Annotated in this window: 28 protein-coding genes, 1 tRNA gene and 1 other RNA gene; 12 read left to right on the top strand and 18 right to left on the bottom strand. The window is 64.9% G+C overall.

Annotated elements, in window-relative coordinates; genetic code table 11:
- Positions 1–137: 137 nt before the first annotated feature.
- Positions 138–692 (bottom strand): hypothetical protein, encoded by a 555-nt coding sequence (locus tag SZ63_RS12400; protein ID WP_052959075.1) that lies wholly within the window; start codon positions 690–692, stop codon positions 138–140.
- Between the two features lie 147 nt (positions 693–839).
- Here SZ63_RS12400 and SZ63_RS06495 point away from each other — a divergent pair, with 147 nt between their 5' ends.
- From SZ63_RS06495 to SZ63_RS06485, 3 genes are all read left to right on the top strand, one after another.
- Positions 840–2,483 (top strand): MBL fold metallo-hydrolase, encoded by a 1,644-nt coding sequence (locus SZ63_RS06495; RefSeq protein ID WP_082122674.1) that lies wholly within the window; start codon positions 840–842, stop codon positions 2,481–2,483.
- A 74-nt stretch (positions 2,484–2,557) separates the two neighbouring features.
- Positions 2,558–2,833, top strand: coding sequence for a glutaredoxin family protein (locus SZ63_RS06490; protein ID WP_048182863.1), 276 nt, complete (start codon positions 2,558–2,560; stop codon positions 2,831–2,833).
- A complete protein-coding gene (locus tag SZ63_RS06485; protein ID WP_338151816.1) occupies positions 2,826–3,338 on the top strand; it encodes a ferredoxin-thioredoxin reductase catalytic domain-containing protein in 513 nt (170 codons plus the stop codon). Before SZ63_RS06490 ends, SZ63_RS06485 begins: the two co-directional genes overlap by 8 nt.
- Here SZ63_RS06485 and codB read toward each other — a convergent pair.
- Positions 3,257–4,567 (bottom strand): cytosine permease, encoded by a 1,311-nt coding sequence (gene codB, locus SZ63_RS06480; protein ID WP_048182861.1) that lies wholly within the window; start codon positions 4,565–4,567, stop codon positions 3,257–3,259. The two genes, SZ63_RS06485 and codB, sit on opposite strands and share 82 nt — an antisense overlap.
- A gap of 279 nt (positions 4,568–4,846) precedes the next feature.
- On the opposite strand from codB, the gene SZ63_RS06475 reads away from it, so the two are divergent.
- Positions 4,847–5,062 (top strand): hypothetical protein, encoded by a 216-nt coding sequence (locus SZ63_RS06475; RefSeq protein WP_048182858.1) that lies wholly within the window; start codon positions 4,847–4,849, stop codon positions 5,060–5,062.
- 1 nt (position 5,063) lies between these two features.
- Here SZ63_RS06475 and SZ63_RS06470 read toward each other — a convergent pair whose 3' ends face one another.
- On the bottom strand, positions 5,064–5,429 hold the full coding sequence (locus tag SZ63_RS06470; RefSeq protein ID WP_048182856.1) for a hypothetical protein: 366 nt from the start codon (positions 5,427–5,429) through the stop codon (positions 5,064–5,066).
- 71 nt (positions 5,430–5,500) lie between these two features.
- Here SZ63_RS06470 and SZ63_RS06465 point away from each other — a divergent pair, with 71 nt between their 5' ends.
- Both SZ63_RS06465 and SZ63_RS06460 read left to right on the top strand, forming a co-directional pair.
- On the top strand, positions 5,501–5,734 hold the full coding sequence (locus SZ63_RS06465) for a winged helix-turn-helix domain-containing protein (protein WP_048112957.1): 234 nt from the start codon (positions 5,501–5,503) through the stop codon (positions 5,732–5,734).
- Complete coding sequence (locus SZ63_RS06460) at positions 5,731–6,048, top strand: transcriptional regulator (RefSeq protein ID WP_048182854.1); 318 nt, start codon at positions 5,731–5,733, stop codon at positions 6,046–6,048. The genes SZ63_RS06465 and SZ63_RS06460 overlap by 4 nt, the downstream gene beginning before the upstream one ends.
- Before the next feature lie 4 nt (positions 6,049–6,052).
- Here the strand turns inward: SZ63_RS06460 and SZ63_RS06455 are convergent, their stop codons facing one another.
- Positions 6,053–7,726 (bottom strand): phospholipase D-like domain-containing protein, encoded by a 1,674-nt coding sequence (locus SZ63_RS06455; RefSeq protein ID WP_048182851.1) that lies wholly within the window; start codon positions 7,724–7,726, stop codon positions 6,053–6,055.
- Positions 7,727–7,766: 40 nt separating this feature from the next.
- Between SZ63_RS06455 and SZ63_RS06450 the strand changes: the two genes are divergently transcribed.
- The 3 genes from SZ63_RS06450 to SZ63_RS06445 are packed head-to-tail and all read left to right on the top strand — an operon-like array spanning position 7,767 to position 8,836.
- Positions 7,767–8,369: an amino acid kinase family protein gene (locus SZ63_RS06450; RefSeq protein WP_048182848.1), complete on the top strand. Its 603-nt coding sequence runs from the start codon at positions 7,767–7,769 to the stop codon at positions 8,367–8,369.
- Positions 8,370–8,414: 45 nt separating this feature from the next.
- A complete protein-coding gene (locus tag SZ63_RS12660) occupies positions 8,415–8,579 on the top strand; it encodes a zinc finger domain-containing protein (RefSeq protein ID WP_082122701.1) in 165 nt (54 codons plus the stop codon).
- Positions 8,580–8,581: 2 nt separating this feature from the next.
- Positions 8,582–8,836: an elongation factor 1-beta gene (locus SZ63_RS06445; RefSeq protein ID WP_048182845.1), complete on the top strand. Its 255-nt coding sequence runs from the start codon at positions 8,582–8,584 to the stop codon at positions 8,834–8,836.
- Between the two features lie 25 nt (positions 8,837–8,861).
- On the opposite strand, the gene SZ63_RS06440 is transcribed toward SZ63_RS06445, so the two are convergent.
- From SZ63_RS06440 to SZ63_RS06430, 4 genes are all read right to left on the bottom strand, one after another.
- Positions 8,862–9,815 (bottom strand): malate dehydrogenase, encoded by a 954-nt coding sequence (locus tag SZ63_RS06440; protein WP_048182842.1) that lies wholly within the window; start codon positions 9,813–9,815, stop codon positions 8,862–8,864.
- Positions 9,816–9,826: 11 nt separating this feature from the next.
- Positions 9,827–10,136: signal recognition particle sRNA (gene ffs, locus SZ63_RS12540), an RNA gene on the bottom strand.
- Between the two features lie 12 nt (positions 10,137–10,148).
- Positions 10,149–11,186, bottom strand: a complete 1,038-nt coding sequence (locus SZ63_RS06435; protein ID WP_048182839.1) for a hypothetical protein — start codon at positions 11,184–11,186, stop codon at positions 10,149–10,151.
- 34 nt (positions 11,187–11,220) lie between these two features.
- Positions 11,221–11,616: a SpoIIAA family protein gene (locus SZ63_RS06430; RefSeq protein ID WP_048182836.1), complete on the bottom strand. Its 396-nt coding sequence runs from the start codon at positions 11,614–11,616 to the stop codon at positions 11,221–11,223.
- Between the two features lie 126 nt (positions 11,617–11,742).
- On the opposite strand from SZ63_RS06430, the gene cls reads away from it, so the two are divergent.
- Positions 11,743–13,176, top strand: a complete 1,434-nt coding sequence (gene cls, locus SZ63_RS06425) for a cardiolipin synthase (RefSeq protein ID WP_048182833.1) — start codon at positions 11,743–11,745, stop codon at positions 13,174–13,176.
- Between the two features lie 191 nt (positions 13,177–13,367).
- On the opposite strand, the gene SZ63_RS06420 is transcribed toward cls, so the two are convergent.
- From SZ63_RS06420 to SZ63_RS06400, 5 genes are all read right to left on the bottom strand, one after another.
- Positions 13,368–14,234, bottom strand: a complete 867-nt coding sequence (locus SZ63_RS06420) for a PHP-associated domain-containing protein (protein ID WP_048182830.1) — start codon at positions 14,232–14,234, stop codon at positions 13,368–13,370.
- Between the two features lie 80 nt (positions 14,235–14,314).
- The gene (locus SZ63_RS06415; RefSeq protein ID WP_048182827.1) at positions 14,315–14,707 is read right to left on the bottom strand and encodes a SpoIIAA family protein; all 393 of its coding nucleotides are present in this window, start codon (positions 14,705–14,707) and stop codon (positions 14,315–14,317) included.
- A 42-nt stretch (positions 14,708–14,749) separates the two neighbouring features.
- Positions 14,750–15,364 (bottom strand): hypothetical protein, encoded by a 615-nt coding sequence (locus tag SZ63_RS06410; protein ID WP_048182823.1) that lies wholly within the window; start codon positions 15,362–15,364, stop codon positions 14,750–14,752.
- A 44-nt stretch (positions 15,365–15,408) separates the two neighbouring features.
- Positions 15,409–16,434, bottom strand: coding sequence for an AI-2E family transporter (locus tag SZ63_RS06405; protein ID WP_048182820.1), 1,026 nt, complete (start codon positions 16,432–16,434; stop codon positions 15,409–15,411).
- A gap of 48 nt (positions 16,435–16,482) precedes the next feature.
- Positions 16,483–18,132 (bottom strand): SulP family inorganic anion transporter, encoded by a 1,650-nt coding sequence (locus SZ63_RS06400; protein ID WP_048182817.1) that lies wholly within the window; start codon positions 18,130–18,132, stop codon positions 16,483–16,485.
- Between the two features lie 328 nt (positions 18,133–18,460).
- Between SZ63_RS06400 and SZ63_RS12655 the strand changes: the two genes are divergently transcribed.
- Both SZ63_RS12655 and SZ63_RS06395 read left to right on the top strand, forming a co-directional pair.
- The gene (locus tag SZ63_RS12655) at positions 18,461–18,661 is read left to right on the top strand and encodes a DUF5320 domain-containing protein (protein WP_082122673.1); all 201 of its coding nucleotides are present in this window, start codon (positions 18,461–18,463) and stop codon (positions 18,659–18,661) included.
- A 66-nt stretch (positions 18,662–18,727) separates the two neighbouring features.
- Positions 18,728–19,102 carry a DUF134 domain-containing protein gene (locus SZ63_RS06395; protein WP_048182814.1) on the top strand — a complete coding sequence of 125 codons (375 nt, stop codon included), beginning with the start codon at positions 18,728–18,730 and terminating at the stop codon, positions 19,100–19,102.
- Between the two features lie 59 nt (positions 19,103–19,161).
- Here the strand turns inward: SZ63_RS06395 and SZ63_RS06390 are convergent, their stop codons facing one another.
- The 5 genes from SZ63_RS06390 to nifS all read right to left on the bottom strand — a co-directional run bounded on the left by SZ63_RS06390 (position 19,162) and on the right by nifS (position 23,513).
- Positions 19,162–19,725 carry a Holliday junction resolvase-like protein gene (locus tag SZ63_RS06390; protein WP_048182810.1) on the bottom strand — a complete coding sequence of 188 codons (564 nt, stop codon included), beginning with the start codon at positions 19,723–19,725 and terminating at the stop codon, positions 19,162–19,164.
- A 148-nt stretch (positions 19,726–19,873) separates the two neighbouring features.
- Positions 19,874–19,948, bottom strand: a tRNA-Ile gene (locus SZ63_RS06385).
- A gap of 242 nt (positions 19,949–20,190) precedes the next feature.
- Positions 20,191–20,478, bottom strand: a complete 288-nt coding sequence (locus SZ63_RS06380; protein ID WP_048182808.1) for an ATP cone domain-containing protein — start codon at positions 20,476–20,478, stop codon at positions 20,191–20,193.
- Between the two features lie 527 nt (positions 20,479–21,005).
- Positions 21,006–22,340, bottom strand: coding sequence for a phosphomannomutase/phosphoglucomutase (locus SZ63_RS06375; protein WP_048182805.1), 1,335 nt, complete (start codon positions 22,338–22,340; stop codon positions 21,006–21,008).
- Entirely contained in the window at positions 22,341–23,513 is a 1,173-nt protein-coding gene (gene nifS, locus SZ63_RS06370) for a cysteine desulfurase NifS (RefSeq protein WP_048182802.1), read from the bottom strand.
- Between the last annotated feature and the right edge of the window lie 2 nt (positions 23,514–23,515).

The following is a 23,515-nucleotide window of genomic DNA, read 5'->3' as shown; positions in this document are numbered from 1 at the left end:
TTCGCGCGAGGCCATTTCGGTGCTCATCCTGGTTATCTCACGCGAAGCCGCGAAGGACGCGAAGAACGGTAGAGGGTTATCTGTAATTCCCTTCGGCCAGTCGGGCTTCGCACCTTGCGGTGCTCCTACTTCGGCCCCTACCGCCGCCGCACCAGGTAGCCGGCCAGCCCTGCCGCGAGGGCAGCCGCCGTCGGGAGAGCGGGTCCTGCCGCGGTCGGCGTGGGGGTCGTCGTCACCGTCGTCGTCGACGGCGTGGTGGCGGCCGGGGTCACCGTCGGCGTCGGGGTCACCGCCGCCGCCTCGACGACGGTGAAGGTGGTGCTTGCGGTGGCGTCGCCCTCGACCCACTCCACGGTCACGCTGTACTCCCCGGGCTCGAACCCGGTCGTGTCCACGTCAAACGACCAGGAGTTCGCGGTGTCGCCCCCCTCCTCCACGACGGCCGTCCCCGACGTCCCTCCCTGCACCGAGGCGTTCCCCGGCCCGAACCCGATCGGCGTCACCTCGACGAGCAGGCGGTTGCCGGGGGCGAGGTTCGTCGTCCCGCCGATGGTGACCGTCTCTCCGGCGGCGACGGTCCCGATATCGTCGATGCCCGCCTGCTGTGCGGCGGCACTGCCGCAGATGCATGCCGCGAGCACGAGCGCGGCCGCGATTCCGGCAAGTCTCCTGACATTCATGCTCTGTTTCACCTCATCTCTCCTTCCTGCACGGCAGGATAAGAAGTTACCCGGGCCCGGCCGTCCGGCCGGACGATCCACTTTTTTGGGAGAAACCAGCCTGTTTTTTCTCCCCTGCAGTGCAACACTGGTCAATTATCCCTCTCTGCAGGTACAGACATGCTTCAGGACCAACAATGGCAATCGGTGCCGGGAACCGCCGGCGCCGAGATCTATCCCTTCATCCGGAAACCGGACGTCACCTGTTCGAACGCCTACCTCATCCAGACACCCGGTGAGATACTGATCGTCGATACGGGGGCTGAGCATGAGCAGATGGAGCGGATCCTCGAACTGTTAGACGACCTCCTCCGGGAGACGCCGCGCCCGGTTCTCCTCTTCCTCACGCACTGCCATGCCGACCACTGCTTCCAGGCCGTCCGGAGCCCCCGGTTCCGGTCTCTCCCGGATCTCTCTGTCGCCGCAGAGGAGACGGGCGCTCGGGCGCTCGAGGCCGGCGACGCCATCTGGACGATTGCGGAACTGATGGGATGGGAGGTCGAGCCGCTCCCGGTCGGTCTCCCTCTCCTCACCGCTCGCGACCGTGAGGCCCTGAAGATGGATGATGGGGTCGTCCTCAACAGGCAGCAGATCTCCCTCCGATCCGGGGACACTCTTGTGGTTTACCATACTCCCGGACACACGCACGATAGTGTCTGCATCCGGCTCGGCGAGTACCTCTTCATAGGCGACCTCCTCTTCTCCGCAAGCCCCGGGATCGCCGGGATCTCCGGGTGGGATCAGCCGGCGCTGCTCGAGACGGTGGGAAGGCTCCGGTGGATCTTTGCTCACGAACCGGTGAGCCTCTGTTGCCCGGGTCACGGCAGGTGTATCCCGGCTACGACGATGCCGGCGCTCCTCGACCGGCTCGAGAGGGATGCTGCGGAGCTCGCCAGCATAGGTCCCTTCGACCGGAGCCGGCTCGACGACTCCCTGGAACACGCCGTCGATCTGCTCCAGGAGGTCAACCGGATCTTTGCAGCGGTCTCAGGCCGGCTTTACGCCCTCGCCTACCGCCTCGACGACCTCGGCGAAGCCGAAGAGGCCCGGCGCTACCAGGAACTTCTGGAGTCCGACCAGATTGACGGGGTCCTCGATGATTTTTCACGGTTTGCCGACGAGTTCAACGCCGGAAAGAGGCTTAAGGTCCAGCTCGTTCTCAAGGCGGTCCAGGCGATCCAGCGGATCGAGGCTCACTTCGCAGGCGACCGGCTGAACCACGTCGTCGACGCAGCGCTCCTCCGCCGGGCCGATCGTCTGCTCACCGACTTCATGAACACGGTCTTCGGCTACCGCGACACAGGTTTCCTCTCTACCGTGGATCCCTCGTCGATGCTTCGCGAGATCGCCGCCGCGGTCTCGACGCCCCCGTTCTCGGACGAGGCGTTCATCGAGGCGGCGGACGACCCGGTGGCATACCGGGTGGAACTCGTCTCCCGGCTCGCCTACCTCCCGCTCCTTGAGGACGTCGAGCTTGTTCTCGATGCCGAAGGCTCTTTCCCGCCGGTGCTGGTCGACCGGGAACGGTTCTGCGACGAGGTCGTCGGCGTCCTCGAGGATATGGCGGCCGCCGGCGCCCGGGAGATCCGGCTCGCCCTCCGGCGGGAGGGGGATGCCGCCGGGCTCCTGATCGGGGGTTCCGACCCCCTCTCCTCCCGGAGAATCCGGTTCTACCGGCGGAAGTTCGGACTTGCGGGAGCGTCGCTTGCGATCTCCGGGAACGGCGCCGGCCTCTTCCTGCTCCTCAAGCCCGCTCCCTCCTGACCCTCCCGCTCCGGGGCAAGATACTTACCTTCGGCCCCCGTAGCAGGTGAGACGGAGGAAGGTTTTTGACAGAGATGCAGGACGTGCCTGGAGTCGACCGCGGCAGGGTAGTGCTTTACGCCCTGAGCACCTGCGGCTGGTGTGCCCGCACAAAGGAACTTCTCACCGACCTCGGCGTCGGGTTCTCGTATGTCTACGTCGACCTGCTCGCGGGGGAGGAGCGCGACCGTGTGGTCCGGGAGGTCGAACGCTGGAACCCCCGGGTCTCGTTTCCGACGATCGTCATCGACGGGGCGAAGGTGATCGTGGGGTTCCGGGAAGAAGAGATCCGGGAGGCGGTCGGTGCCTGATGCGGTGAGTGACGGGGAGGTGGACCGGCTCATGCGCGACCTCGAAGCCGAGGCGGAGGCCGGCGGCTACCACACGAATCCCGACCGGGAGTTCACCCGCGATCTCGTCAAGGGCCTGCTCGCGAACCGGGAGCGTTACGGCTACATATCCTGCCCCTGCAGGCTTGCCTCGGGAAACCGGGACGACGACCTCGACATCATCTGCCCCTGCGACTACCGCGACCCCGATCTCGCCGATTACGGAGCCTGCTACTGCGCGCTCTACGTCACCGCCGACGTGGAAGCCGGGAAGCGTGCCCCCGATCCCGTCCCGGAACGGCGCCCGGGGCCGGCGGAGCGCAAGCGGCAGAAAGAGGAGCGCGCCTTGGTGGGCCGCGCACCGGGAACCCTGAACTACCCGGTCTGGCGGTGCCGGGTCTGCGGCTACCTCTGCGCCCGGAACGAGCCGCCCGAGACCTGCCCGATCTGCCGGGTCTCCCGCGACCGGTTCGAGCGGTTCATGTGAGCCGGGAGCCGGACGAGACAGGCGTAGGCGAGGAACGCGGCGACGATGCCGTTCAGCGGGGGGATGCCCGGAACCAGGAGGGCGGCGAGGGAGCCGGCGGCATACGCCGCGATCCCCTGCAGGTTGAGCCGGGGGACGGCTCCCTCCCCGGGTGCGGGGTAGCTACTCCGGTGGCGGACGAAGAAGTCGGCCATGATCACCCCGCCGAGCGGAGGGATGAAGACCCCCATCATGACCATGTATGGGATCAGCCAGTTGTACATCCCGAGGAGCGCGAGACTCGTCCCTGCAGCGGCGCCGGCGAAGGTGACCAGCCTTCGGCGTTCCGTCCTGAAGAAGTGGCACCCGGCGACCGAGAAGTTGTAGATGGTGTTGTCCTGGGTCGTCCAGATGTTCAAGAAGAGCATCAGGATGCCGGCGGCAAGAAGGCCCTGGACCGCCAGCACCTCGACGATGTCGGAGAGACCGTAGACGGCGGCACCGAAGGCTCCGACAGCGATCATCAGCCCGTTCCCGAAGAAGAAGGCGAGAAACGTGGAACCGACGGCGGCGCGCGGTGACCCGGCAAAGCGCGTCCAGTTCGCGACCTGGGTGCCGCCGGAGACGAAGGTGCCGACGACGATCGTGAGCGCTTCGGCGACCGTAAGCGCCCCTACGGTGCCCGGTGGGAGGAGACCGGCGGCACCCCCGGCGTCCCTGAGAGCGACCGAGGCGCTTGCGGCGATGAGGAGGAGCATCGCCGGAACCGAGACCCACGAGAGGGCTGTAATGCCGCGGTAGCCGATGTATGCCGTCAGGCAGAAGGCGAATCCGAAGACGACCATCAGGGGCTTCTCGAACCCGGCATCGAGGTCCAGCAGGCGGGCAAGGACGATCGTGATCGTCGCGGTTCCCCAGGCGTACCACCCAACCTGGGTGAACCCGAGGAGGATGTCGGGCCACCGGCTCCCCGCGTCGCCGAAGGCGAACCGGGCGGAGAGGGCGGTGGAGAGCCCGCTCTTATAGCCGACGTACCCGAGGCCGGCGACATAGAACGCGAGTATCGCGCTCCCGAAAAGGATGACCAGGGCGAGATCGGGCCAGAGCGGGAACGCAACCCCGATGCTCGCGCCGCCCCACATCGTGGCGGAGAAGAAGGTGAACCCGAGCAGCACCAGGGTGATCGGCCAGAATCCACGCCGCGCCTCGTCCGGGACCGCGGAGAGCGGGTAATCCTCCGTGCCGCTCAATCCCGGCGCGCCGCCGCCCCTTTCGGTCCGGATTACTGTTGTTCTCGCGATGGTTGAATGTCTCTCCTATGGAGAGAAAATTCTTTTTGGATTTGCGTCGTGCAAACTCCGCGCGGCGACGCGCCGTGCGGTGAAAACCGATCTGATGCATTCCTCACCCTCCACGCCGGCACCCCCACCAGGCCGGAGGAGGAGATGGGGCTCGTTATACCGGAAAAACTTCACGTGGCCGCAGGGCGATCCAGAGGTGTCATATACCGGACAGGGCGACTATCCTGTATGCCGAGCGTGCGGATCAACGACGGAGACCTTCCCTCCGGGACCGGCGTGGAGGGGGGACGGAAGAAGAAGCCCGACGAGACCCCGACCCCCGCCCGCCGGGAACCCGAACGGGAGACTGCGAAGAAGGCAGAGAGCCCCGGGAAGTCCCGGCGGGGACAGCCCCTCTTCGGGGATGGCGACGACGCCGATATCTTCTACACGAAGACGAAGTAGTTCATTTCAGGACCCGGATGTCCCCGGAGGAGGCTACCGCCACCTCCCGTTTCCCGCGATAGGTCTGAACGACCCCATACAGCGTTACGTTCTCGTTTTCGTGCAGTTCGAGCCCGGCAGCCACGTTCTCCGGCAGGAAGACCGCGGTGCCGTTGACGGTGAGGACCAGGTGTCCGCCGGTCGCGGTCTCCGTGATCTCCTCAATGCTTCCTTCAAGGAGGACCAGCGCCCCGTCCGGAACCTCCGGCGAGTACTGCTCCGCCACCAGCGGCCGGCCCACGGCGTCGAAGAGGATGTGCGCCGCAAGCGCGATCCCGACGACGCATACGAGGACGGCAAGTGCCGTTTTCTCCTGCCGTTCCAGCATGGTAAACCCTATCGACGTCCGGGCTAATAACTTCCGTCAGTTTGATATGTTAACAGCGTTAACTATCCTGCATGGATGATGTGAACCTTCCCCCCTCCTCGAGAAAGATCCTCCTGCTTTTAGAGGACGGGGGTGCCCTGACCCACAAGGAGCTCGTCCGCCTCAGCAGCCTTGCCCCCCGCACCGTCCGGTATGCTTTAAAGCGACTCAAAGACAACGATATGATCGTGGAGAAGTTCAACTTCAGGGATGCCCGGCAGATCCTCTACGAGTACAAAGACTCCCAGATGGTGTCCGCGCAATGACTGAGCCTTACTCCTGCGACATCATGCGGTGCAACACCCTCGCGCGAAGGCTGCTCCCCCAGATGCGTGCCGAGATGGTCTACCGCCTGGTGAACGAGCGCGGGATCAGCCAGAGCGAGGCCTCGAAGCGTCTCGGGATCAGCAGGGCCGCGATATCCCAGTACATGAGCCGGAAGCGCGGATTTAACCGGGAAGATCTCCCCGACAACCTTGAATCGGTCATCGAACGATGGGTCTCCGCAGTCGCCTCGGGCGAAGGGACGATCACCATCTGCGACGTCTGCCGCTCCGCCGATCTTGCCGGCAAACGGTGATGTATCAGGTGCGCCTCCGCCGGTGGAGGTAGAGTCCCGCCAGCGCGGCGAGTATGCATGCCGCCGCGGCTATTTTGAGCAGGTCGGATCTCGGAACGCTGCTCGCCTTACTCCTGTCCGAAGCGTCCCAGTCATCTTCAAAGACGGCAGCGTAGTACGCGGCGATCTTCGGGTGCTCGACGATCACGCCCGCTTCCCGGTTAAACGCCGGTGAGTTGGCGTTCCAGTTGATGCTGCTGACGAGCACCGCCCGGCCGTCGACGACAACGCCCTTGTTGTGGATCTTGTCGAGACTGTTCGCCTCGAGGTCGGCGAGCCGTGCCTCGAGCGGCAGCCCTTCGGCCGCGGCAATCCGGTTGATGATCCCGACCATCTCGTCGTTGTCAGCGTCGCCCTCGGTGTTGAACCAGGCGGAGTCGAGGAGCACCCGCACCGCGACGCCTCGCCGGGAGGCGTCGATCGCGGCCGCGAGGTAGGGGTTGAAGTCGCAGGCTGTCTCGTTCGTGATGTAGGCCTGCTCGATCGCGATGCTCTCCTCTGCCCCCTCGATCAGTTCGAGGATGAGGACGCTCGTATCCGGGGATATGACCGGGGTCACCCGCGCCCCCTCCGCGCGGCAGGGAGCGAACTCGACCGTGTAGTCGGGCGCCCAGGGTGTGTAGAGTTCGGCTGCCGTCCCTTCGAGCGGCACGATGTCCCCGCCCGCCGCATCGAAGAGGAAGACCTCCCGGAAGTAGGCCGCGAGTTCCGGGTCCTCGAGAAGGACGCCCCACCCACGGTTGCCCTGCAGTCCCGGTTCCGGGTAGCCGCCGGGCTTGAAGTTCTCGCTCCCGAGGAGAACGGTGCTCCTGTCGATGATGAGGTACTTGGCGTGGTCGTAGCGGTACTTCGCGTGGGCGGCATCCGTCGTCGTCATCGAGAGAACCGGGATGCCGCTCCGGTTAAGGGTGCCCGCGACGGCGCGCCCCTCCGGTGAGACGCCGCCCACCGGCCCGCCTTCGAGGAGGACGGTCACGGCAACCCCCCGCTCGCGGGCGCGGGTGAGGTCGTTCGCCATCTTTTCATCGGTGAACTCGTAGACATTCACCAGGATCTCGCGCTGTGCCCCCGCGACGGCTGCCGAGAAGACCTCGTACGAGCAGTCCGGGGCGGCAAACGCGGTTACCGTAACGCTCTCGAAGGTTTGGGGCTTAATGCGGGACTGGCCGACAAAAAGCGGGCGCGTGTCCCAGAAACCGTCATCGAGGTAATGGATCTGCCCTTCCCGGGCGCAGACGTCGCCGGGCCAGGCAACCTGCTGGACGAGGGTTGTTTTGTGGTAGAGGAGGAGTTCGTCCGCCCGGTTCGCCATCATGAGGTTCCCGTTCGGGATAACGTCCGGCACGGCCGGCGTCCGCTCCTCGATCTCGAAGTCGGGGAGGTAGCCGTGCGACTGCTCGAACGCGGGCCCGCTCCTCGCGACCACCAGCCGCCCGTCGATCCGCGTTCCCGGCGGGAACCGGTAGCCGCCTTCGCCGTCCGAGAGGACGTAGCCGTCGAGGAGCCCTGTTCCCTCGAGCACCAGGTACTCGTCGGGATCGCCGGAGAGGTAGGGATCGGGGCAGAACTCGACGATCTGAATACCGCCGGCCGTGCCGGCAAGGAGGCAGAGGAGCAGGACGGCGGCGATCCGGCGCATACGCAGGGTTATGTCATCTCCGGTTTAATAGCAGAGCGATATGACTTTGCCCGCATCCCCGCTGGTCGTCAAGGTCGGGGGGAGCCTCTTCGACCGGGTCGTCCCCCTGCTCGACCTCTTCAGGGAGGCCGGACGCCCGGTGCTGATCGTGCCCGGCGGCGGGAAGTTCGCCGACCTCGTCCGACGGCTCGACGTCTCCGAGGACGCCGCCCACTGGATGGCGATCGCCGGCATGGAGCAGTTTGCGTGGTACATCGCCTCGCACGGCATCCCGGCAACCTCCGCCCTCGCGCCTCCCGTGGAGGCGACGGTCCTCCTCCCCTACTGCGCTCTCCGCAAGCTCGATCCCCTCCCCCACTCCTGGAACGTCACCTCCGACACCATCGCCGCCTGGGTCGCCCGCGAACTCTCGGCCGATCTCCTTCTCCTGAAATCGGTCGACGGTATCCGTCACCGTCGAAAGCTCCTCGCACGAATCGAAGATCCCTCGCTCGTCTCCGATGATGTCGATCCCGCGTTCATCCGGTTCGCCTTCGATAACAACCTCACGGCCCGGGTGATCAACGGCAGGCATGGCGACCGTGTCCGCAGTGCGCTCCGTGACGAGCCGGTTGTCGGGACTCTCGTCGATCCGAGATTTTAATTGCTGCGGCAGCGATATGATAGGTTAACATTCGAGGAAGCAACGATGACAGCGAGAGACCGATGTACCTCCTGCAACGCCACACTGGCCGAGGACGGTTCCACCTGGTTCCCGTGCCCGGTGTGCGCGCACGAGATCAACCGGTGCTACCGGTGCAGGGAGCAGAGCATAGGGTATACGTGCCCGAAGTGCGGGTTCCAGGGGCCATAACCATGGGAAACGTAGCCATAATCGTGAAGATAATGCCGGAATCCCCGGAAGTCGACCGTGAAGCGCTCAAAGCGGCGGTCAGGGCGGCCGTCCCGGTCGACGATATTCAGGAAGAGCCGATCGGGTTCGGTCTCGTGGCGTTGAAAGCCGCCGTGGTCGTCCCCGACAGCGCCGGCGCTCCCGATGAGGTCGAAGCGGCGCTCCAGAAGATAGATGGCGTCGCAAGCGCCGAGATCGTCGAATCCACTCTTGTGTAAGTGGGACTTTCGATACCCACTTTTCCTAACGAACTTCTTCGAGCCGTTCCATCACGCCGGCAGTGACCTTGCGGATCTTCTTGACCGACTCGCGGAACCCGGCGACTTCGCTCTCTTCGAGGCTGAGCGGAACCGGAAAAACGCCGTCCCGGTTGATGCGCGCGGGCACGCCGATGCAGACATCGCCGATCCCGTGGATCTCACTCTTGATGTAACTTGAGACGGTGAGAATACGGTTCTCGTCCCCGAGAATCGTCCGAATAAGAGTCGCGATCGCTTCTCCCGGCCCGTAGACGGTAGAGCCCTTATCCCTGATGATCGCCTCCCCGCTTGTCCTGACGGTCTCGATCATCTCCTGCACAGGCAGTCCCGAGAAGGTGGGCAGGTTGCTTATCCGGATGCCGCCGATCGTCGTCGCCGACCAGAGCGGAACCATGCTGTCGCCGTGCTCCCCGATGATACGGGTATGCACCTCGCTGACGTGGACCCGGAAGTAATGCGCGATCAGGGATTTCAGGCGCATCGAGTCGAGATGCGTCCCGAGGCCGAAGATCTGTCTCGGCTGAAGCCCCGAATATTTCAGGGCAACGGCGGTCATGACGTCGACGGGATTCGTTACGAGAAAGAGGATGGCGTCGGGCGATGACCGGCCGATCGTCTCGGCAGTCTCGGCAATGATCTTTGCGTTCTCAAAGGCCAGGTCGTTCCTGTCCTGGCCGGGCCGGCGGGGTACGCCTGCCGTGCAGATGATGACATCCGAGTCTTTTGCGTCGAGAATACTCGTGCTGTACGAGAGGCGGACATCAGTGCCTCGTGCAGCGAACGAATCGGATAAGTCACGGCAGCAGCCCGCGAGAAAATCTTCGCGTCCGGGCCTCCCGACGAGCAGCATATCGCTGACGTACGGGATCTCGGATATGGTGTGGGCCGCAAATACGCCGACGTTCCCTGTAGCCCCGAGAATCGTTACTTTTGCCATGGAAATCGCCGTTGGGGACACGTCCTTGGTCGACCGTGCGCACAAGCATTCACCGCTGCATCCCTCCTCCACCCCGCAACCCCATGGGCGCCGAACGTCCACGGTAAGTCTGCTCCCTTCCGGGCCTGAACCGGTACCCGCGGCAAAAGGTCGCCGCCCCCTCCGGGGCATTGATCCCTTTCCGTCGACCTCATGGGACGAGGTTTCTCCGTCGGGACGCAGAGGCTCCTGCAGGCCGCTGCGGCCTTCCTCAGACTTCGCCCCCCGCGGACGGCGGTTTCGGGTAACAGGTGACGCCGAGCCACCCGGGCTAGTCCCCGTATATACTGGAGTTTATGGGATAAAAATAGCTCCGCCCACCCGGGCACGCCAGGCTCCGGTGATCTCCTCGACCTTCCCGACGTCGTTTTTCTCGAAGAGGTCGAGGGCGGCGAGATCGATCCGGGGTGGGAGGACGGCCGAAAGCAGCCGCAGGTCGCCCTGATAGACCTCGATCTCCCGCGTCCCGGCGGCGGTGGCGATCAGAACGGGGTCCCGCGCGACCGGCCGGCGGCGGAGGTCGTCGTAGGACCGGTGCATCGCCACCTCCCCGATACCGAGAACATCCTGATTGACCCGAAAGTTGCAGGCAGTCCAGAAAGCAGCCGCGTACCAGGCGTCGTTCGCGATCACGTGAGGCACTCCCGCCCGGGCGGCGGCGAGGCCGAGGGTGCCGGCGCCGGAGCAGGCGTCGACGAACGTCCGGGGGCGGTACCGGTCTATCTCGCGCTCGAGCGAGAGGATCTTCTCGTCCCGGCCCCGGGGGAACTCGACGTGCAGGGCGGACTGCTCTTTGTAGACGGCGACGGGTCCCGCGCGTGTCGGGAAGACGTCCGCCCGGACATCGCACCCGGCAAGGAGGGTATGCCCGGCGGGCTCGGCATCGGTATCGGTATCGGTATCGCTGATCCCCGGTGCTGCGGCACCCGTCCTGACGACGCCCCGGACCTCGGGAATCTCGGCGACCAGGCGGGCGGCGGCACGCTTCCCGGCCGACCGGGAGAGGAGGACGAGTGAATCGGGCGGGAGGTAGGGGGCGGAACGCATGGCGAACCCGGGATGAACGAGCGGCGTTCCGGCGGCGGCGAGGGGTTCGGTTCCGGCGAGGTCCCCTTCGGCGGCCATCACCCGGTAGATCTGGGCGAAGACCTCATCGATGAACCGCTTCCCGCAGGAGGGACAGGGTTCGGCCGTATCGATATCGGGGGGGGGACTCCTCTTGTCGTAGACGAGCCCCATGCAGTCGGGGCACGGTGCGAACCGCCCGGGAAGTTCCGCGAAAAGTGAGCGGGCGTCCGTGACGCAGTCGTGCCCGCAGACCGGACAATGCATATCGATGCGTTGGAGCCCACGGTATATAGGCGTTTCACGCCGCCCGCGGCGCCGTGACCACGAGCCCTTCGCGAAGCCAGCCCCAGGCGTCCCGGAGGCGGCTCTCCGGGAAGTAGCGCACGTCGACCCCGTCAAAGCCGACAAAGAGCCCCGGCAGGCGGTTCATCCATTCCCGCCACCGCTCTCCACCGACGACGGCAATTCGGTCGACTCTCTCCAGCCCCGGCCACTGTTTGAAAGCCTCCCAGCCCTCCCCCGGCCTCCAGCTGCGGAACCCCTCGATCTTTAAGAGGATCCGGACGTTTCGATTCTCGCTCATTGCTCGTTCCAGTTCCGGGATCAGGACGGTGGCGCAATCGCTCTCGCTCAACTTTCCGTCGAACCGGAACCCGAGGACACTTCCCGTACTTTCCTTCATCCGGTCAAGCATGGGTGCCCCTATAGCCCTCTGAAGAAAAAAAGGTATGGCTGACCGCCGGTGATATCCCGGCGGGTATGTATATACCCCTGCGGGGAGATAGACGGGAACGCCCTGTTCCGGCAGGGGGTCTCTCGAGTGGAACTGCTGCTCTCGATAGGGGTCATCCTGGCGCTCAACGTCGTCTTCGCCGTCACGATAGTCTTCTTCGAGCGGAGGAACCCGACGGCGACGACGGCATGGCTGATCGTTCTCTTCCTGCTGCCTCCCGTCGGATTCGCACTCTATGTGTTCTTCGGCCAGAACTATACCCGGCAGAGGATGTTCGTCGTCAAGGAGCATGAGGACCGCTGTTTTCTTCAGGAGACTTTCGAAGAGCAGCACCGGGCGCTCGCCAGCAACCATCACCGGTTCGCCACCCCGGAAGCGGAGGAGTACCGCGACGCGATCTTCCTCCTCCTCCAGAACAACCGGGCCTACCTGACCGAGGGGAACCGGGTCGACGTCTATACCCGGGGCGAGGATAAGTTCGACGCGCTCTTTGCCGCGATCCGGGGAGCATGTCATAGCATCCACCTGGAGTACTTCGTCATCAACGACGACGAACTCGGGCGTGCGGTCGTCCGCGCCCTTGCAGAGAAGGCACGCCAGGGCGTCGAGGTCCGTCTCCTCTTCGATGCAATGGGCTCCCGGGCCGGGGGCGGGTCGCGGAAGGCGTTCTCCGAACTGACGGACGCGGGCGGGAAGCTCGGCGTCTTCTTCCCCTCGATTTACCGGATAAACTACCGCAATCACCGAAAGATCGCCGTCATCGACGGGGCGGTAGGGTTCATCGGCGGGTTCAACATCGGGGACGATTATCTCGGGAAGGGGCCGCTCGGCCGCTGGCGCGATACCGCCGTCCGGATCACGGGAGAAGCCGTCCGGATGCTCCAGTTCCGGTTCTTCCTCGACTGGCACTACGTGACCGGCGAGTATCCGGGCCTCGAGACCTGCTACTTTCCCCGGGAGAGCACTCCCGGCACGACGCCCATCCAGATCGTCTCCGGCGGCCCGGATACCCGGTGGAACCCGATAAAGGAGGGCTACCTCAAACTGATCAACTCCGCCCGGGAATCGATCTCCATCCAGACGCCTTACTTCATACCGGACGAGAGCGTCGCCGACGCCCTGCGGCTTGCGGCGCTCTCCGGGGTCGACGTCCGGATCATGATCCCCTGCAAGCCCGATCACCCGTTCGTCTACTGGGCGACCCTCTCGTTCATCGGCGATCTGCTGGATGCCGGGGTGCGGGCCTACACCTACGACGGGGGTTTTCTCCACGCGAAGACGATCGTCGTCGACGGGAAGGCGGGTTCGGTCGGGAGCGCGAACTGGGACGTCCGGAGTTTCCGGCTGAACTTCGAGGCGAACGCGTTCTTCTACGACGCGGGCGTCGGGGCGGATCTTGTGCGGGCGTTCGAGGAGGATCTCGCCATCTGCACCGAGATCACGCCGGAGACCTACCTGGCGCGCCCTCTCGGCGTCCGGGTGAAGGAGTCGGTCTCGCGCCTCTTCTCGCCGCTCGGGTGAGACCGTATCACTACCACTTCCTGATATTCTCACGCGAAGCCGCGAAGAACGCGAAGTCCGGTCGACTGTTGGTGACAGTCTCCTTCGCGCCTTCGCGTGAGGCCTTTTCCACCATACCCCATTAACTCACACGAAGCCTAAAGCCTCTCGCGCTCCGCCGCCTCAAAAAACCCCGCGAAGTGCCGGCCTTCTCACCGGTTCAGCCGCCCCTCGACGAACTTCCTGATCCGGGGGAGGCCCTGCTCCCAGCGGGCCTGGAGGATGGGGACGGTGTAGGGGAGGTGGTGCGGGAGGACCGCGGTCCCCATCACCGCCTTCTCGTAGAGCGGCCGCTCGCGCCCGATGATGACGGTCTTTTTTGCCCGGATTGCGTCCAGGAACTCTTCAACGGTATCGGCCTCGGCGCAGGTGACGACCCCCCCGAGTTCGTAGAGGAGGTGGCCGTCGGTTCCGCCGGTCCGCCCGAGACCGTGGGTGGCGGCGAGCCCGGCCGCCTTCAGGTTGTGGGACCGGGCCATCCCGCCGCAGATCACCTCGAGGCCGTCCAGGCGGGAGAAGACTTCTTCGCCGATGCACTCACCGGCGACGCACCGCTCGACCCCGCGGTTCAGGAAGGCGTAGCCGCAGGGGTGCGCCTCGGCGGCGATGCAGGCGTAGCCCTCCCGGCGGTCGAGGATCTCGGAAGTATCGAGACGTATCGCGGTGAACGGGCCGTTTCTCCGATTCCTCTCGACGTGGCGCCGGTAGAAGTCCCGCAGATCGGACGCCGAGTAAAAGTAGAGCAGGATGTGCGGGCCGTCGTTGGCGCTGACCTCGATCCCGGGGACGAGGGGGACCCGAATCCCCAGCCGCTCTGCCTCGGAGACGCCGCCGACCTGGTTGTGGTCGGTGATCGCAAGCCCGATCCCCCGCCGTGCCGCGAGTTTCAGTGCGTCCCGCACGCGGGTGGCGGAGTCGGAGTGCCGGGTATGGAAGTGAAGGTCCGCCGGGAGCAGCCCGAGACGCCGGATCTCTTCAGGCAGGGGTTTCTGAAATACGATGTCTTTATAGTACTGCATGGGGTTTCTGTCTGATCATCGGTAGGTGTCCCGGGATGAAAAAGGGTTGCCTCTTCTCCGGGAACGGGCCGGACCGGCACCTATCTCATCTCCGGTTCGGCGGGTATCGGCTCCCGCAGCCAGCCGATGGCGGCGTCCAGATGGCCTTCGGTGAAATAGCGGACGTCGATACCCGTAAAGCCCGTGAAGAGTCCCGGCAGGTGGTTCATCCACTCTTCCCACTTCTCCCCGCCGACGATCGCGATCCGGTCGACCTTCTCCATCCCCGACCAGTCCTTGAGCCTCTCCCAGTAGCCGTGCGGCTTCCAGCCGTGGAAGTTCACGATATGAAAAAGTATCCGGAGAACCGTGTGGCTTCGCTCCGCTTCCTCGAGCGCCGGGATCAGTGTCCCGTCGTAATCTCCGGCCGTCATCTCGCCGTCGAACCGGAACCCGACGACGTTTCCCGCACCTGTTGCCATCCCTTCGAGCATGGCGCCCCCTCTCCGGGGCGGATCAGAAAAAGGTTCCGGCCGTCATTCGGCCCGGGGCTCTTTCGGGATCACCAGTCTGCCGGTGATCTCCTCTTTCGAGAACCGTGAGAGGTAACGGTTCCCGGCGAGTGCGACGACGATCGCGCCGATGAGGACGAAGATCATATCGAGCATGGTGTCGTCGAGCCCGTGCTGGAGGTTCGTCCCGAGGAAGGTGTCGAAGAGCCATTCGTAGATCTCCCAGAACCCTTCCATTGCCATCGCGGCGATGACGACGAACCCGACGATCATCCACCGGGAGAGGTTCAACCTGCTGAACCGGTCGAGCAGCAGGACGATGACGAAAGCGAGCACCGAGACGGTTATCCCGGAGATGAGGTGGGCGATTTTGTCGTAGTAGGGATAGTAGAGCATGTAGAACCCCCGGATCTCGCCGGCGATGTGGAGGTAGAGCGAGAGAACGATGAGGAGGTTGACCTGCCAGGGGAGCGTGATGTTCCACCTGTGGGTGACGACGGCGGGAACCAGGGTCAGGCAGAACGCGACGACGCCGCCGAAGACCTGCGAGTATTCGCCGAGCGAGAGCGCGAGGAGGACGTTCGCGGCGATGAGGAACTGGAAGAGGTAGGCGAGGTAGAGCCCGGCTGGTCTCTTCATGGATCACGGGTTGGTCGTCGTCTCGTAAACATCTTGTGCCGCCGCTACCCCTCCCGGTCTCCGTTGCCCATCATCTCCCCGATCCACCGGGTCTCTTCCCAGCTCTCGAGGAAGAGTTTCACCGCGATCGTCAGCGGTATGGCGAGGAAGATCCCGACCGCACCGAGGATGAAACCCCAGAAGATGACGGAGAAGAGGACGACGAACGGGGAGAGGTTGAGTTCCCGCCCGGCCATCCGGGGGAGGACGAGGTTTTCTGCAGCGGCGTCGATGAGGGCGACGGCAGCGATGACGGCAACGGCTCCGGCCGGCCCGAACTCGATGAAAGCAAGGAGGGTGGGCGGGATCGCGGCCACGACGAGGCCTATGTAGGGGACGTAACTCAGGACGAAGGCGATGAACCCCCAGAGCACCGCGAAGTCGACCCCGAGGAGGGTGAGAAAGAGTCCGGTACCGACGCCGGTGATCAGGTTCACCTTCGTCCTGACCACCACGTAGTCGATCAGGATCTTGCCCGATTGGGATAGGTGCCGGTAGGGGGCGCTCTCCGATCCCAGGTGGCGCGCGAGAACGGCCGCAAGACGGGGTGCCTCCAGGAGAAGGAACCCGATTCCGACGAAGACGAGGAAGGCATCGACGGCGATGTTCCCGATCTGCCGGGCAAGTTCGGTCGCCTGCTGGAGGATGAACCCCTGGTCGATGTAGTCCCATATCGTGAACCTGCCGATATCTATGCCGTAATCGGCGAGGACGGCAGCATGGGCTTCGAGACTCGCCTGATACTGCGGAAGAGTTCGGATAAACCCGGTAAAGGCCGCACCGAGGAAGATGATCATTCCGGCGAAGATCCCGATCAGCCCCGCGACCACCGTTGCGGCGGCGAGGAGCGGGGGAACTCTCCGCCGGGTCAACCATTTCATGGCGGGGGCAGTGATCATGGCGAAGAAGGCGGCGACGAGGAGCGGGCCGAGGATCGGTGTGGCCACCCGTATCCCCGCGAGCACGATGACGACCGCCGCCCCGACGATCGCGATCCGGGCAGGGGGAGGGAGGTTCCCGGCGATGTTCACAGGAACGGTATGGGCGCTCCACAGAGAAAGAGTTTTCCGGCGGGGTTATCACGTTCCGGCCTTCGCCGCCCGGATAGCGGCCCGAAGCGACTCGCCGATGACCGGTGTCGCGGGGAAGATGTTCCCGGGGCCGATGGCCTCGACGACGCCCCCCTCTTCAAGTCCTGCAAGGAGCCGGGGATTGACTTCGGCGAGGATGAGCCGGTTCCCACCGGCCGTGACCTTCCGGGCGTAGCGTGTCAGCATCCGAAAGAGCCCGGTTCCTGCCTCGACCCTTCGGGGGAGGGCAAGGATGACGACGGCGCTCTCTGCCCCTCCCGGGGACGGGAGCGACCGCTCGATGGCACGGAGGGTGGCGAAGTAGACACTCCCGGAGACCGAGAGGACGGTGATGCTGTCGTCCAAAAGTCGTTCGGGCGCCGGTTCTTCCCGGAACATCCCCCCCTCGACCGGGGCGAGGCGGACCACGGTCGCCTCCCGGGTGGAGGTGACCAGGTAAATGGCAAGCGAGAGGAGGACGCCGATGTAGATGCTGTACTGGAGCGGGAGGACCTGGGTGGAGATGAACGTGGCGAGCATCGCCCAGCGCCCGGGGCGGGAATATCTCCAGATGCAGGCGATCACGTGGGGCTGGTTCATGAGCTCGGCCCCGATGAGGATCAGGATCCCGGCGAGAGCCGGGAGCGGGATCTGTTCCGCGAGCGATCCCGCGACGACGATGACCGCTCCGACGAGGGCGCCCGAGATGAGGTTTGCCGCCCGCGTCTCTGCCCCCGCGGCGACGTTGAGCGCCGTCGCGGAGAGGGAGCCGGCCGACGGGGCGCACTGGAGGAAACTCGTGAGGATGTTCGTGATCCCCTGCCCGGAGAAGTCCCGGTTCACGTCGGCGATGCTGCCGTCCGGCTCGGGGATCGTCTCCGTGACCCCGACGGCCATCACGAGCCCGATGATGGCGAGGGCGAGCGCCGGGACGAGGAGCCCGGGCACGAGGGTGATGTCGGGGACAACGGGGGCCGGGAGGCCGGCGGGGATGGCGGCGATATCGCCGACGAGCGCGACCCCCGGGAATGCGGTCCGGACAATGAGGGCCGCGATGATGACCGGGAGGAGGAGCGAGACGGAGCTGAGGCGCGGCACCCGCTGGAAGACGAGGGCGAGAGCGATGGTGAGGAGGCCGACGAAGAGCGCCTGCGGCTGGATCTCTCCCGCGTGGAGAAGCAGGTCGGGGATGGCGAGGATCTGGATCGCTTCCCGCGGGAGCCGGTAGCCGGTGAGGTTCCCGAGCTGGCCGAGGACGATGAGGAGCGCTGCTCCCGTGACGAAGCCGGTGAGAACGGCGTTCGATACGAACCGGGTCAGGCTGCCTGCCCGAAGAAGCCCGAACCCGAGCTGGAAGATCCCGACGAGGAGCGTCAGGATGAAAAGGGTGGCCGGGACGTCGGCCTCGGGGACGGGGGCGAGGACCGAGAAGATCGAGACCGCGAGGACGTTCGAGAGCATCACCTTGAGGTAGGTGGAGCCGGTGAGGAACGCCCCGATCGCCGTCGAGAACGCGGCGGTGTAGAGGCCGTAGACGGGGTTGACCCCGGCGACGAGGGCGAACCCCATCCCCTGCGGGATGCCGACGAGGGCGGTGGTCGCCCCGGCGACGAGGTCGGCCGGGAGGCTTCTCCTCCAGTTCGTCTCACCGGCGGGCATGCTCGGTGAGGGTGCGGGGTGCGGGATATAGGTTGCCCTGCCGGGATACTGTGGTCCGGGTGGTTACGACGTCGCCGTGGATAGGCGAGGGTTTTAGCCGGACCACCGGGGCTCGAGAGGTGTAGTAGATCGATGCGGAACGGCTGTATATGCGGCGTTCAGGGTGGGTAAGCGCAGTGGTCCGGGTGGTTATGACGTCGCCTGATCAGGCGGAGTCACAATCAGCTAGACCACAACTAGACCGCCACAGCCCGGAACACCGGATATGCCCCATTGGATATTTTTACATATTTTTACTCATATGTGTAATAATTGAGGTGATACAACCATGCCAGGATTTGATGGAACCGGCCCGGCCGGCCGTGGCCCGATGACGGGCGGCCGCCGGGGGCGGTGCGTCTCGCCCCCTGTAGCGGGGACACCAGAAGAAGGTTCCGCGCCGGTGCTTCGCGGCATCGGCCGGGGCGGCATCCCGTGGGGGTGCGGCCGCGGTTTTGGCCGCGGCGGCCGGGCACGCGGCCGGTGGTAGCCGCCGACCCGGAGCGAAGGCACTATCTGCACGGGAGACCGATCTCTACTTCAGGAGATCGGTAGCATGAACGAGAGAGAACCCGGCGAGGGGCGTGGCCGCCGCCAGCGGGGCCGGCCCCGTGTTCGCCGGATGATCGGGGACCAGGGAGCGTTCCGGTGTTTCGGACCGCTCTGCGGGGGGCCCGACGAGTTCGTCGTCGTCCTCCCCGAGGAGGTGGAAGCCCTGCGGCTCGTCGACCTCCAGGGGCTCGAGCAGGAGGAGGCCGCCGTCGCCCTCGGCGTCTCCCGAAAGACCCTCTGGCGCGACCTGCACGAGGCGCGGACGAAGGTCGCCGACGCCCTGGTGCACGGGAAGACGATCCGGATCGTCGGGTGCGGCCGCCGGCGGGAGGAGGGGTGCCCGGAGGACGAGGACGCCTCCTTCGAACCGTCGCCCTGATCGGAAGATACTCTGTATCTTTTTTGAGGCGGTTCAAAACCCGATATGGCCGTGTATGACTAGTTCATCCCCATATCGCGCAACTGATTGGCGGTTTCGTCAAACGACTGGTGGATGATGAAATATTGCACCCGGCCGGCTTTGATGCATTCTCTGACCGCACGTTCTCGTCTACTCAGGTTGGCGGCTTTACCTGTTTTTATTTCGACAAAGACCACGTTCTGCACTTCATCGGCGTCGGACAATCCGTCGAAGACGATGAGATCGACCGGCGTCCCTAAAAACCGCGCATCTTTCGGATTGTAGGGGAAGTCCGGGAAATACGGGATGAGGCACTCCGTGACCTTCCCCCGGGTCACCGATTGGCTGCGCTTGATCGCATCGGTGCGGATGTTCCCTTCTTCCTCCTGCCTCCACGTTTCAAAGAGGATCTTTGCTTTTTCGTCCGAAAGACGTTTGAGTTCCTGCTCTTTCCAATTTTCAAGGTCTTCTCGTTCCCTCAGGCGCCAGGATTCAAATATCTCGCGTGCTTTTTGCTCGATCCGACCCTGAATCCTGGAGTACTTATAAAATAAAACTAAAACAGCAAGAAACAGCAGAAGGATTACGGCCCATTCGATCATAGTCCCAGGAAACTCTCACGTCCCGGCAGATAGCCCTTTCTAACGGGTTTCCCTGCGATGCACTGGACGGACGTTCATTTGTGGAGTCGCTTTGCGGAGCCGGCCCTTCACTTACCTGTTCTTCTCACGGAGTACTCGTAAAATAATATGGGCCCGGAGGGATTCGAACCCACGACCGCCCGGTTATGAGCCGGGCGCTCTGACCGGACTAAGCTACGGGCCCGAGAATTGTGATGCAGCCGGCCTGAATTCGGAAACGGCCATTTAGTTCGGATCTCCGGGATTTTCCCGGGATCTCACTGCATATAAATATTGTTCTTTGATCATAAAAACGTTGTGCGCGTTCTGCAGGGCGCCCGCATATCCGACAGGCGCGATGTCCGGAGGTCCGCCGTACAAGCCTGCCGGCGGGTCTCTGGCACCTGTAGTATGAGGGACTGCCTGCAGAATGCTCCAGGAAATTTCTTACCGCATCTTCTGGTGCTGCTCTTTCCACTGCATCCAGTTGTTGTAGGCGTTCGTATCCCGCTGCTTGAGGATATCCTGGATATTGTCGTCGATCTCGGTGGTCGTCATCCCGCTGTGCGTGCTCCCCTGGATCTGCCGGGTTATTTCGTCCGCCAGTTGCTGGTCTGCTCCGGCGTTCTGCACCGACCTCCTGATCTTGTCGGGGTTGAACTGCTCCTCCTGGTTGTTTGTCTTCCGGACCATGGTCTCCTGCCAGGGCCGGGACTCCATCTGCTGTTCCGCCATTATCATCACCTCATCAATTACCTGTTCTGTCTTCCCGGCTCGGGGCCCGGGTGCCCGTTGAATCCCGGCTCTCTTCCCCCGGATAACAATTTCCGGGAGCTCCACCCGGCCCCGCTTCGGTTGCAAGCTGCAGCCTGCCGGGCAACAGTGGGATATCGGATACTTATAAGTTGCGGCCGTCGGCCATCATCTTCTTCCCGCCGAAGCAATGGATTAACGGCGCCTTCTTGGGCTGTGAAGAATCGAACGGCTCTTTTTCGTGGGGTATGCCGGCGGCGCTGCGATCCCGATCCGCGACCGCCCGGGGACAAATGTCCCGATCCACAGAATCTGGGAATGACAGCGCTGGTGAACCACCCCACCCTGAAGGGGGGCTTCCTGCTTTACATTTCTTCGGCCACACGCGAAGCCGCGAAGAACGCGAAGCGCGACGGCCCGGGCTTAAGAAACCCGGGGGGGTTGGCGCCTTCGCGCCTTCGCGTGAGTAGGCAGTTCGCGCCGCCCCTCGTTCCGTGCCGGGCCGGTCCTTACGCACCTTCGGCGTCCCGGATGGCCGCGAGCACCTCCCGCTTCTTCTCATCAAGGAGGCTCCTCGTATCCGCCTCGATGTTCAGCCGCACCACCGGCTCGGTGTGGGAGCGGCGGATGTTGAACCACCAGTCGGGGTAGGTCGCCGTCAGCCCGTCGAGCCTGTCGAGGTCCGCGTCGCGGTAGCGCGCCGCAAGCACCGCGAGCACCGCCGCCGGTTCGCTCACCGTCAGGTTAACCTCCCCGGTCGAGGGGTAGCGGTCGAGGGGCTCAACAAGTTCGGAGAGCGTCCGGCCGCTTGCGGCGAGGATGTTTGCGATCGTGACCAGCGTGAGAAGCCCGTTGTCGGTAAACCCCATGTCCCGGTAGTAGTAATGCCCGGAGAGTTCCCCGGCAAAGAGGGCGTCCTCCTCGCGCATCGCGGTCTTGATGAAGGCGTGGCCGACCCTTGAGCGGACGCCCCGGCCCCCGGCCCGCTCGATCGCCTCGCGGATCGCCCGGCTCGACCGGAGATCGTAGAGGATCGTTGCCCCCGGGTTCTCTTCAAGCAGATACTCCGCGACGAGGCCGGTCACCAGATCCTCCCGGACGCGCTCGCCCCGCTCGTCGATGAGCCCGCACCGGTCGCCGTCGCCGTCGAACGCCACCCCGAAGTCCGCGCCCTCGGCCACGACCCGTTCCTGCAGTTCCCGGGTGGTCGCGGGGTCGAGCGGGTTTGCATGGTGGTGAGGGAACCGGCCGTCGGGCTCGGTATACATCGGCACGAGCCGCCATGCCGGAATCCGCTCAAAGAGCCGGGGCACCTCCGGCCCGGCCATCCCGTTCCCCGCGTCCACGACGACCGTGAGCGGTTTCGGCGCCCGGACAAACCCGGCCACGGTCCCGACGTAGGCGTCCAGCATCCCGGTCTCGCGGCACGACCCCCCGGCGCGGGCGACCTCCTCCTCCCCGGTTCGGGTCTCCAGAAGCGGCAGGTCGCGGTCGCCGGAGAGCGGGACGGCGTCTTCGCGGGCGAGTTTGAACCCGTTCATCTCCCCGGGAAGGTGGGAGGCCGTCACCATCGCCCCGCCGTCGAACCCCCCGGCAATGACGGCGTGGTTGAGGAGCGGGGTGCTCGCCATCCCGATATCGGCGACCTCCGCCCCGGCCTCGACCGCACCCCTGATGAACGCCCGGGAAAGCGACTCCGAGGATGGGCGCATGTCCCGCCCGACGACGATCCGCTCAGCTGCAAGGAGCGCGACGAAGGCGTTCCCGATCCGTTTTGCTGTCGCCTCGTCGAGCTCGTCCGGGTAGCGTCCCCGGATGTCGTAGGCCCGAAAGATCCCGGCCATTCACGCCTCCCCCCGGAGCGGCGAGATCGCCCGCAGCCGCTCGATGATCCCCGGGAGCACTTCAAGGACGTAGTCGACGTCGTCCCCGGTGTTCGCGTACCCGAGGGTGAGCCGGAGCGAGCCGTGCGCCTCCTCGTGGGGAAGGCCGCACGAAGTGAGGACGTGGGAGGGCTCGAGCGACGCCGAGGTGCAGGCGCTCCCCGTCGAGGCGGCAACCCCGAGGGCGTCGAGCATGAGAAGGATCGACTCCCCCTCGACGTAGCGGAATGCGACGTTCACGTTGTTCGGGAGCCGCTCGGTCGGGTGGCCGTTCAAGCGGGTGTCCGGGATCGCTTCCAGGATTCCCCGGATCAACCGGTCCCGCATCGCGGCAAGCCTGGGGGCGTTCCGGGGCATCCCGGCGACCGCGAGTTCGATCGCCCGCCCGAGCCCCACGATCCCGGGAACGTTCTCGGTTCCGGCACGTCGGCCCCGCTCCTGCGCCCCACCGTCCATGAACGTCGTTATCCGGGTTCCCCGCCGGATGTAGAGCGCTCCCGTCCCCTTAGGGCCGCCGAACTTGTGGGCGGAGATGGCGAGGAGGTCGGCCCTCATCTCGTCAACGTCCGCCGGGAAGGCTCCAATCGCCTGGACGGCGTCGGTATGGAACGGGATTGTGTGGTCGTGCGCAACCTCCGCGATCGCCCGAATCGGCTGGATCGTCCCGATCTCGTTGTTCGCGGCCATCACCGAGACAAGGATCGTCGCATCCGTGATCGCCTCCTCGACTCTTTCCGGCTCCACCCGGCCGTACCCGTCCACCGGGAGATAGGTGACCCGGTAGCCCTGCTTCTCAAGGCTCCGGCAGGTGTGGAGGACGGCGTGGTGTTCGATTGAAGAGGTGACGATATGATCACCCTTCTTTCGGCTCGCCGCCGCCGTCCCCTTGATTGCCCAGTTGTCGGCCTCCGTCCCGCCCGACGTGAAGAAGATCTCCTCGGGGCTTGCCCCGATCGCCGCCGCCACGTGTTCCCGTGCTTCCTCAACAGCCTCCTTCGCCTCCCGGGCGAGGGAGTAGAGCGAGGAGGGGTTCCCGAACCGCTCCGAGAAGTAGGGGAGCATCGCCCGGGCGACCTCCGGCCGCACCGGCGTCGTCGCCGCATGGTCCATGTAGACCGACCGTTTCCGCTCCATCC

It is taken from the genome of Methanoculleus sediminis, from assembly GCF_001017125.1.
Taxonomy (GTDB): domain Archaea; phylum Halobacteriota; class Methanomicrobia; order Methanomicrobiales; family Methanoculleaceae; genus Methanoculleus; species Methanoculleus sediminis.
Note: the sequence above shows the minus strand (reverse complement) of the source record. Positions and strands in the feature narration are given on the sequence as shown.

Coding starts and splice junctions, on each gene's coding strand:
- SZ63_RS06495 (WP_082122674.1), top strand. CDS start 840: ATGCTTCAGGACCAACAATGGCAATCGGTGCCGGGAACCGCCGGCGCC.
- SZ63_RS06490 (WP_048182863.1), top strand. CDS start 2,558: ATGCAGGACGTGCCTGGAGTCGACCGCGGCAGGGTAGTGCTTTACGCC.
- SZ63_RS06475 (WP_048182858.1), top strand. CDS start 4,847: ATGCCGAGCGTGCGGATCAACGACGGAGACCTTCCCTCCGGGACCGGC.
- SZ63_RS06470 (WP_048182856.1), bottom strand. CDS start 5,429: ATGCTGGAACGGCAGGAGAAAACGGCACTTGCCGTCCTCGTATGCGTC.
- SZ63_RS06465 (WP_048112957.1), top strand. CDS start 5,501: ATGGATGATGTGAACCTTCCCCCCTCCTCGAGAAAGATCCTCCTGCTT.
- SZ63_RS06460 (WP_048182854.1), top strand. CDS start 5,731: ATGACTGAGCCTTACTCCTGCGACATCATGCGGTGCAACACCCTCGCG.
- SZ63_RS06455 (WP_048182851.1), bottom strand. CDS start 7,726: ATGCGCCGGATCGCCGCCGTCCTGCTCCTCTGCCTCCTTGCCGGCACG.
- SZ63_RS06450 (WP_048182848.1), top strand. CDS start 7,767: ATGACTTTGCCCGCATCCCCGCTGGTCGTCAAGGTCGGGGGGAGCCTC.
- SZ63_RS12660 (WP_082122701.1), top strand. CDS start 8,415: ATGACAGCGAGAGACCGATGTACCTCCTGCAACGCCACACTGGCCGAG.
- SZ63_RS06445 (WP_048182845.1), top strand. CDS start 8,582: ATGGGAAACGTAGCCATAATCGTGAAGATAATGCCGGAATCCCCGGAA.
- SZ63_RS06440 (WP_048182842.1), bottom strand. CDS start 9,815: ATGGCAAAAGTAACGATTCTCGGGGCTACAGGGAACGTCGGCGTATTT.
- SZ63_RS06435 (WP_048182839.1), bottom strand. CDS start 11,186: ATGCATTGTCCGGTCTGCGGGCACGACTGCGTCACGGACGCCCGCTCA.
- SZ63_RS06430 (WP_048182836.1), bottom strand. CDS start 11,616: ATGCTTGACCGGATGAAGGAAAGTACGGGAAGTGTCCTCGGGTTCCGG.
- SZ63_RS06420 (WP_048182830.1), bottom strand. CDS start 14,234: ATGCAGTACTATAAAGACATCGTATTTCAGAAACCCCTGCCTGAAGAG.
- SZ63_RS06415 (WP_048182827.1), bottom strand. CDS start 14,707: ATGCTCGAAGGGATGGCAACAGGTGCGGGAAACGTCGTCGGGTTCCGG.
- SZ63_RS06410 (WP_048182823.1), bottom strand. CDS start 15,364: ATGAAGAGACCAGCCGGGCTCTACCTCGCCTACCTCTTCCAGTTCCTC.
- SZ63_RS06400 (WP_048182817.1), bottom strand. CDS start 18,132: ATGCCCGCCGGTGAGACGAACTGGAGGAGAAGCCTCCCGGCCGACCTC.
- SZ63_RS12655 (WP_082122673.1), top strand. CDS start 18,461: ATGCCAGGATTTGATGGAACCGGCCCGGCCGGCCGTGGCCCGATGACG.
- SZ63_RS06395 (WP_048182814.1), top strand. CDS start 18,728: ATGAACGAGAGAGAACCCGGCGAGGGGCGTGGCCGCCGCCAGCGGGGC.
- SZ63_RS06390 (WP_048182810.1), bottom strand. CDS start 19,725: ATGATCGAATGGGCCGTAATCCTTCTGCTGTTTCTTGCTGTTTTAGTT.
- SZ63_RS06380 (WP_048182808.1), bottom strand. CDS start 20,478: ATGGCGGAACAGCAGATGGAGTCCCGGCCCTGGCAGGAGACCATGGTC.
- SZ63_RS06375 (WP_048182805.1), bottom strand. CDS start 22,340: ATGGCCGGGATCTTTCGGGCCTACGACATCCGGGGACGCTACCCGGAC.
- nifS (WP_048182802.1), bottom strand. CDS start 23,513: ATGGAGCGGAAACGGTCGGTCTACATGGACCATGCGGCGACGACGCCG.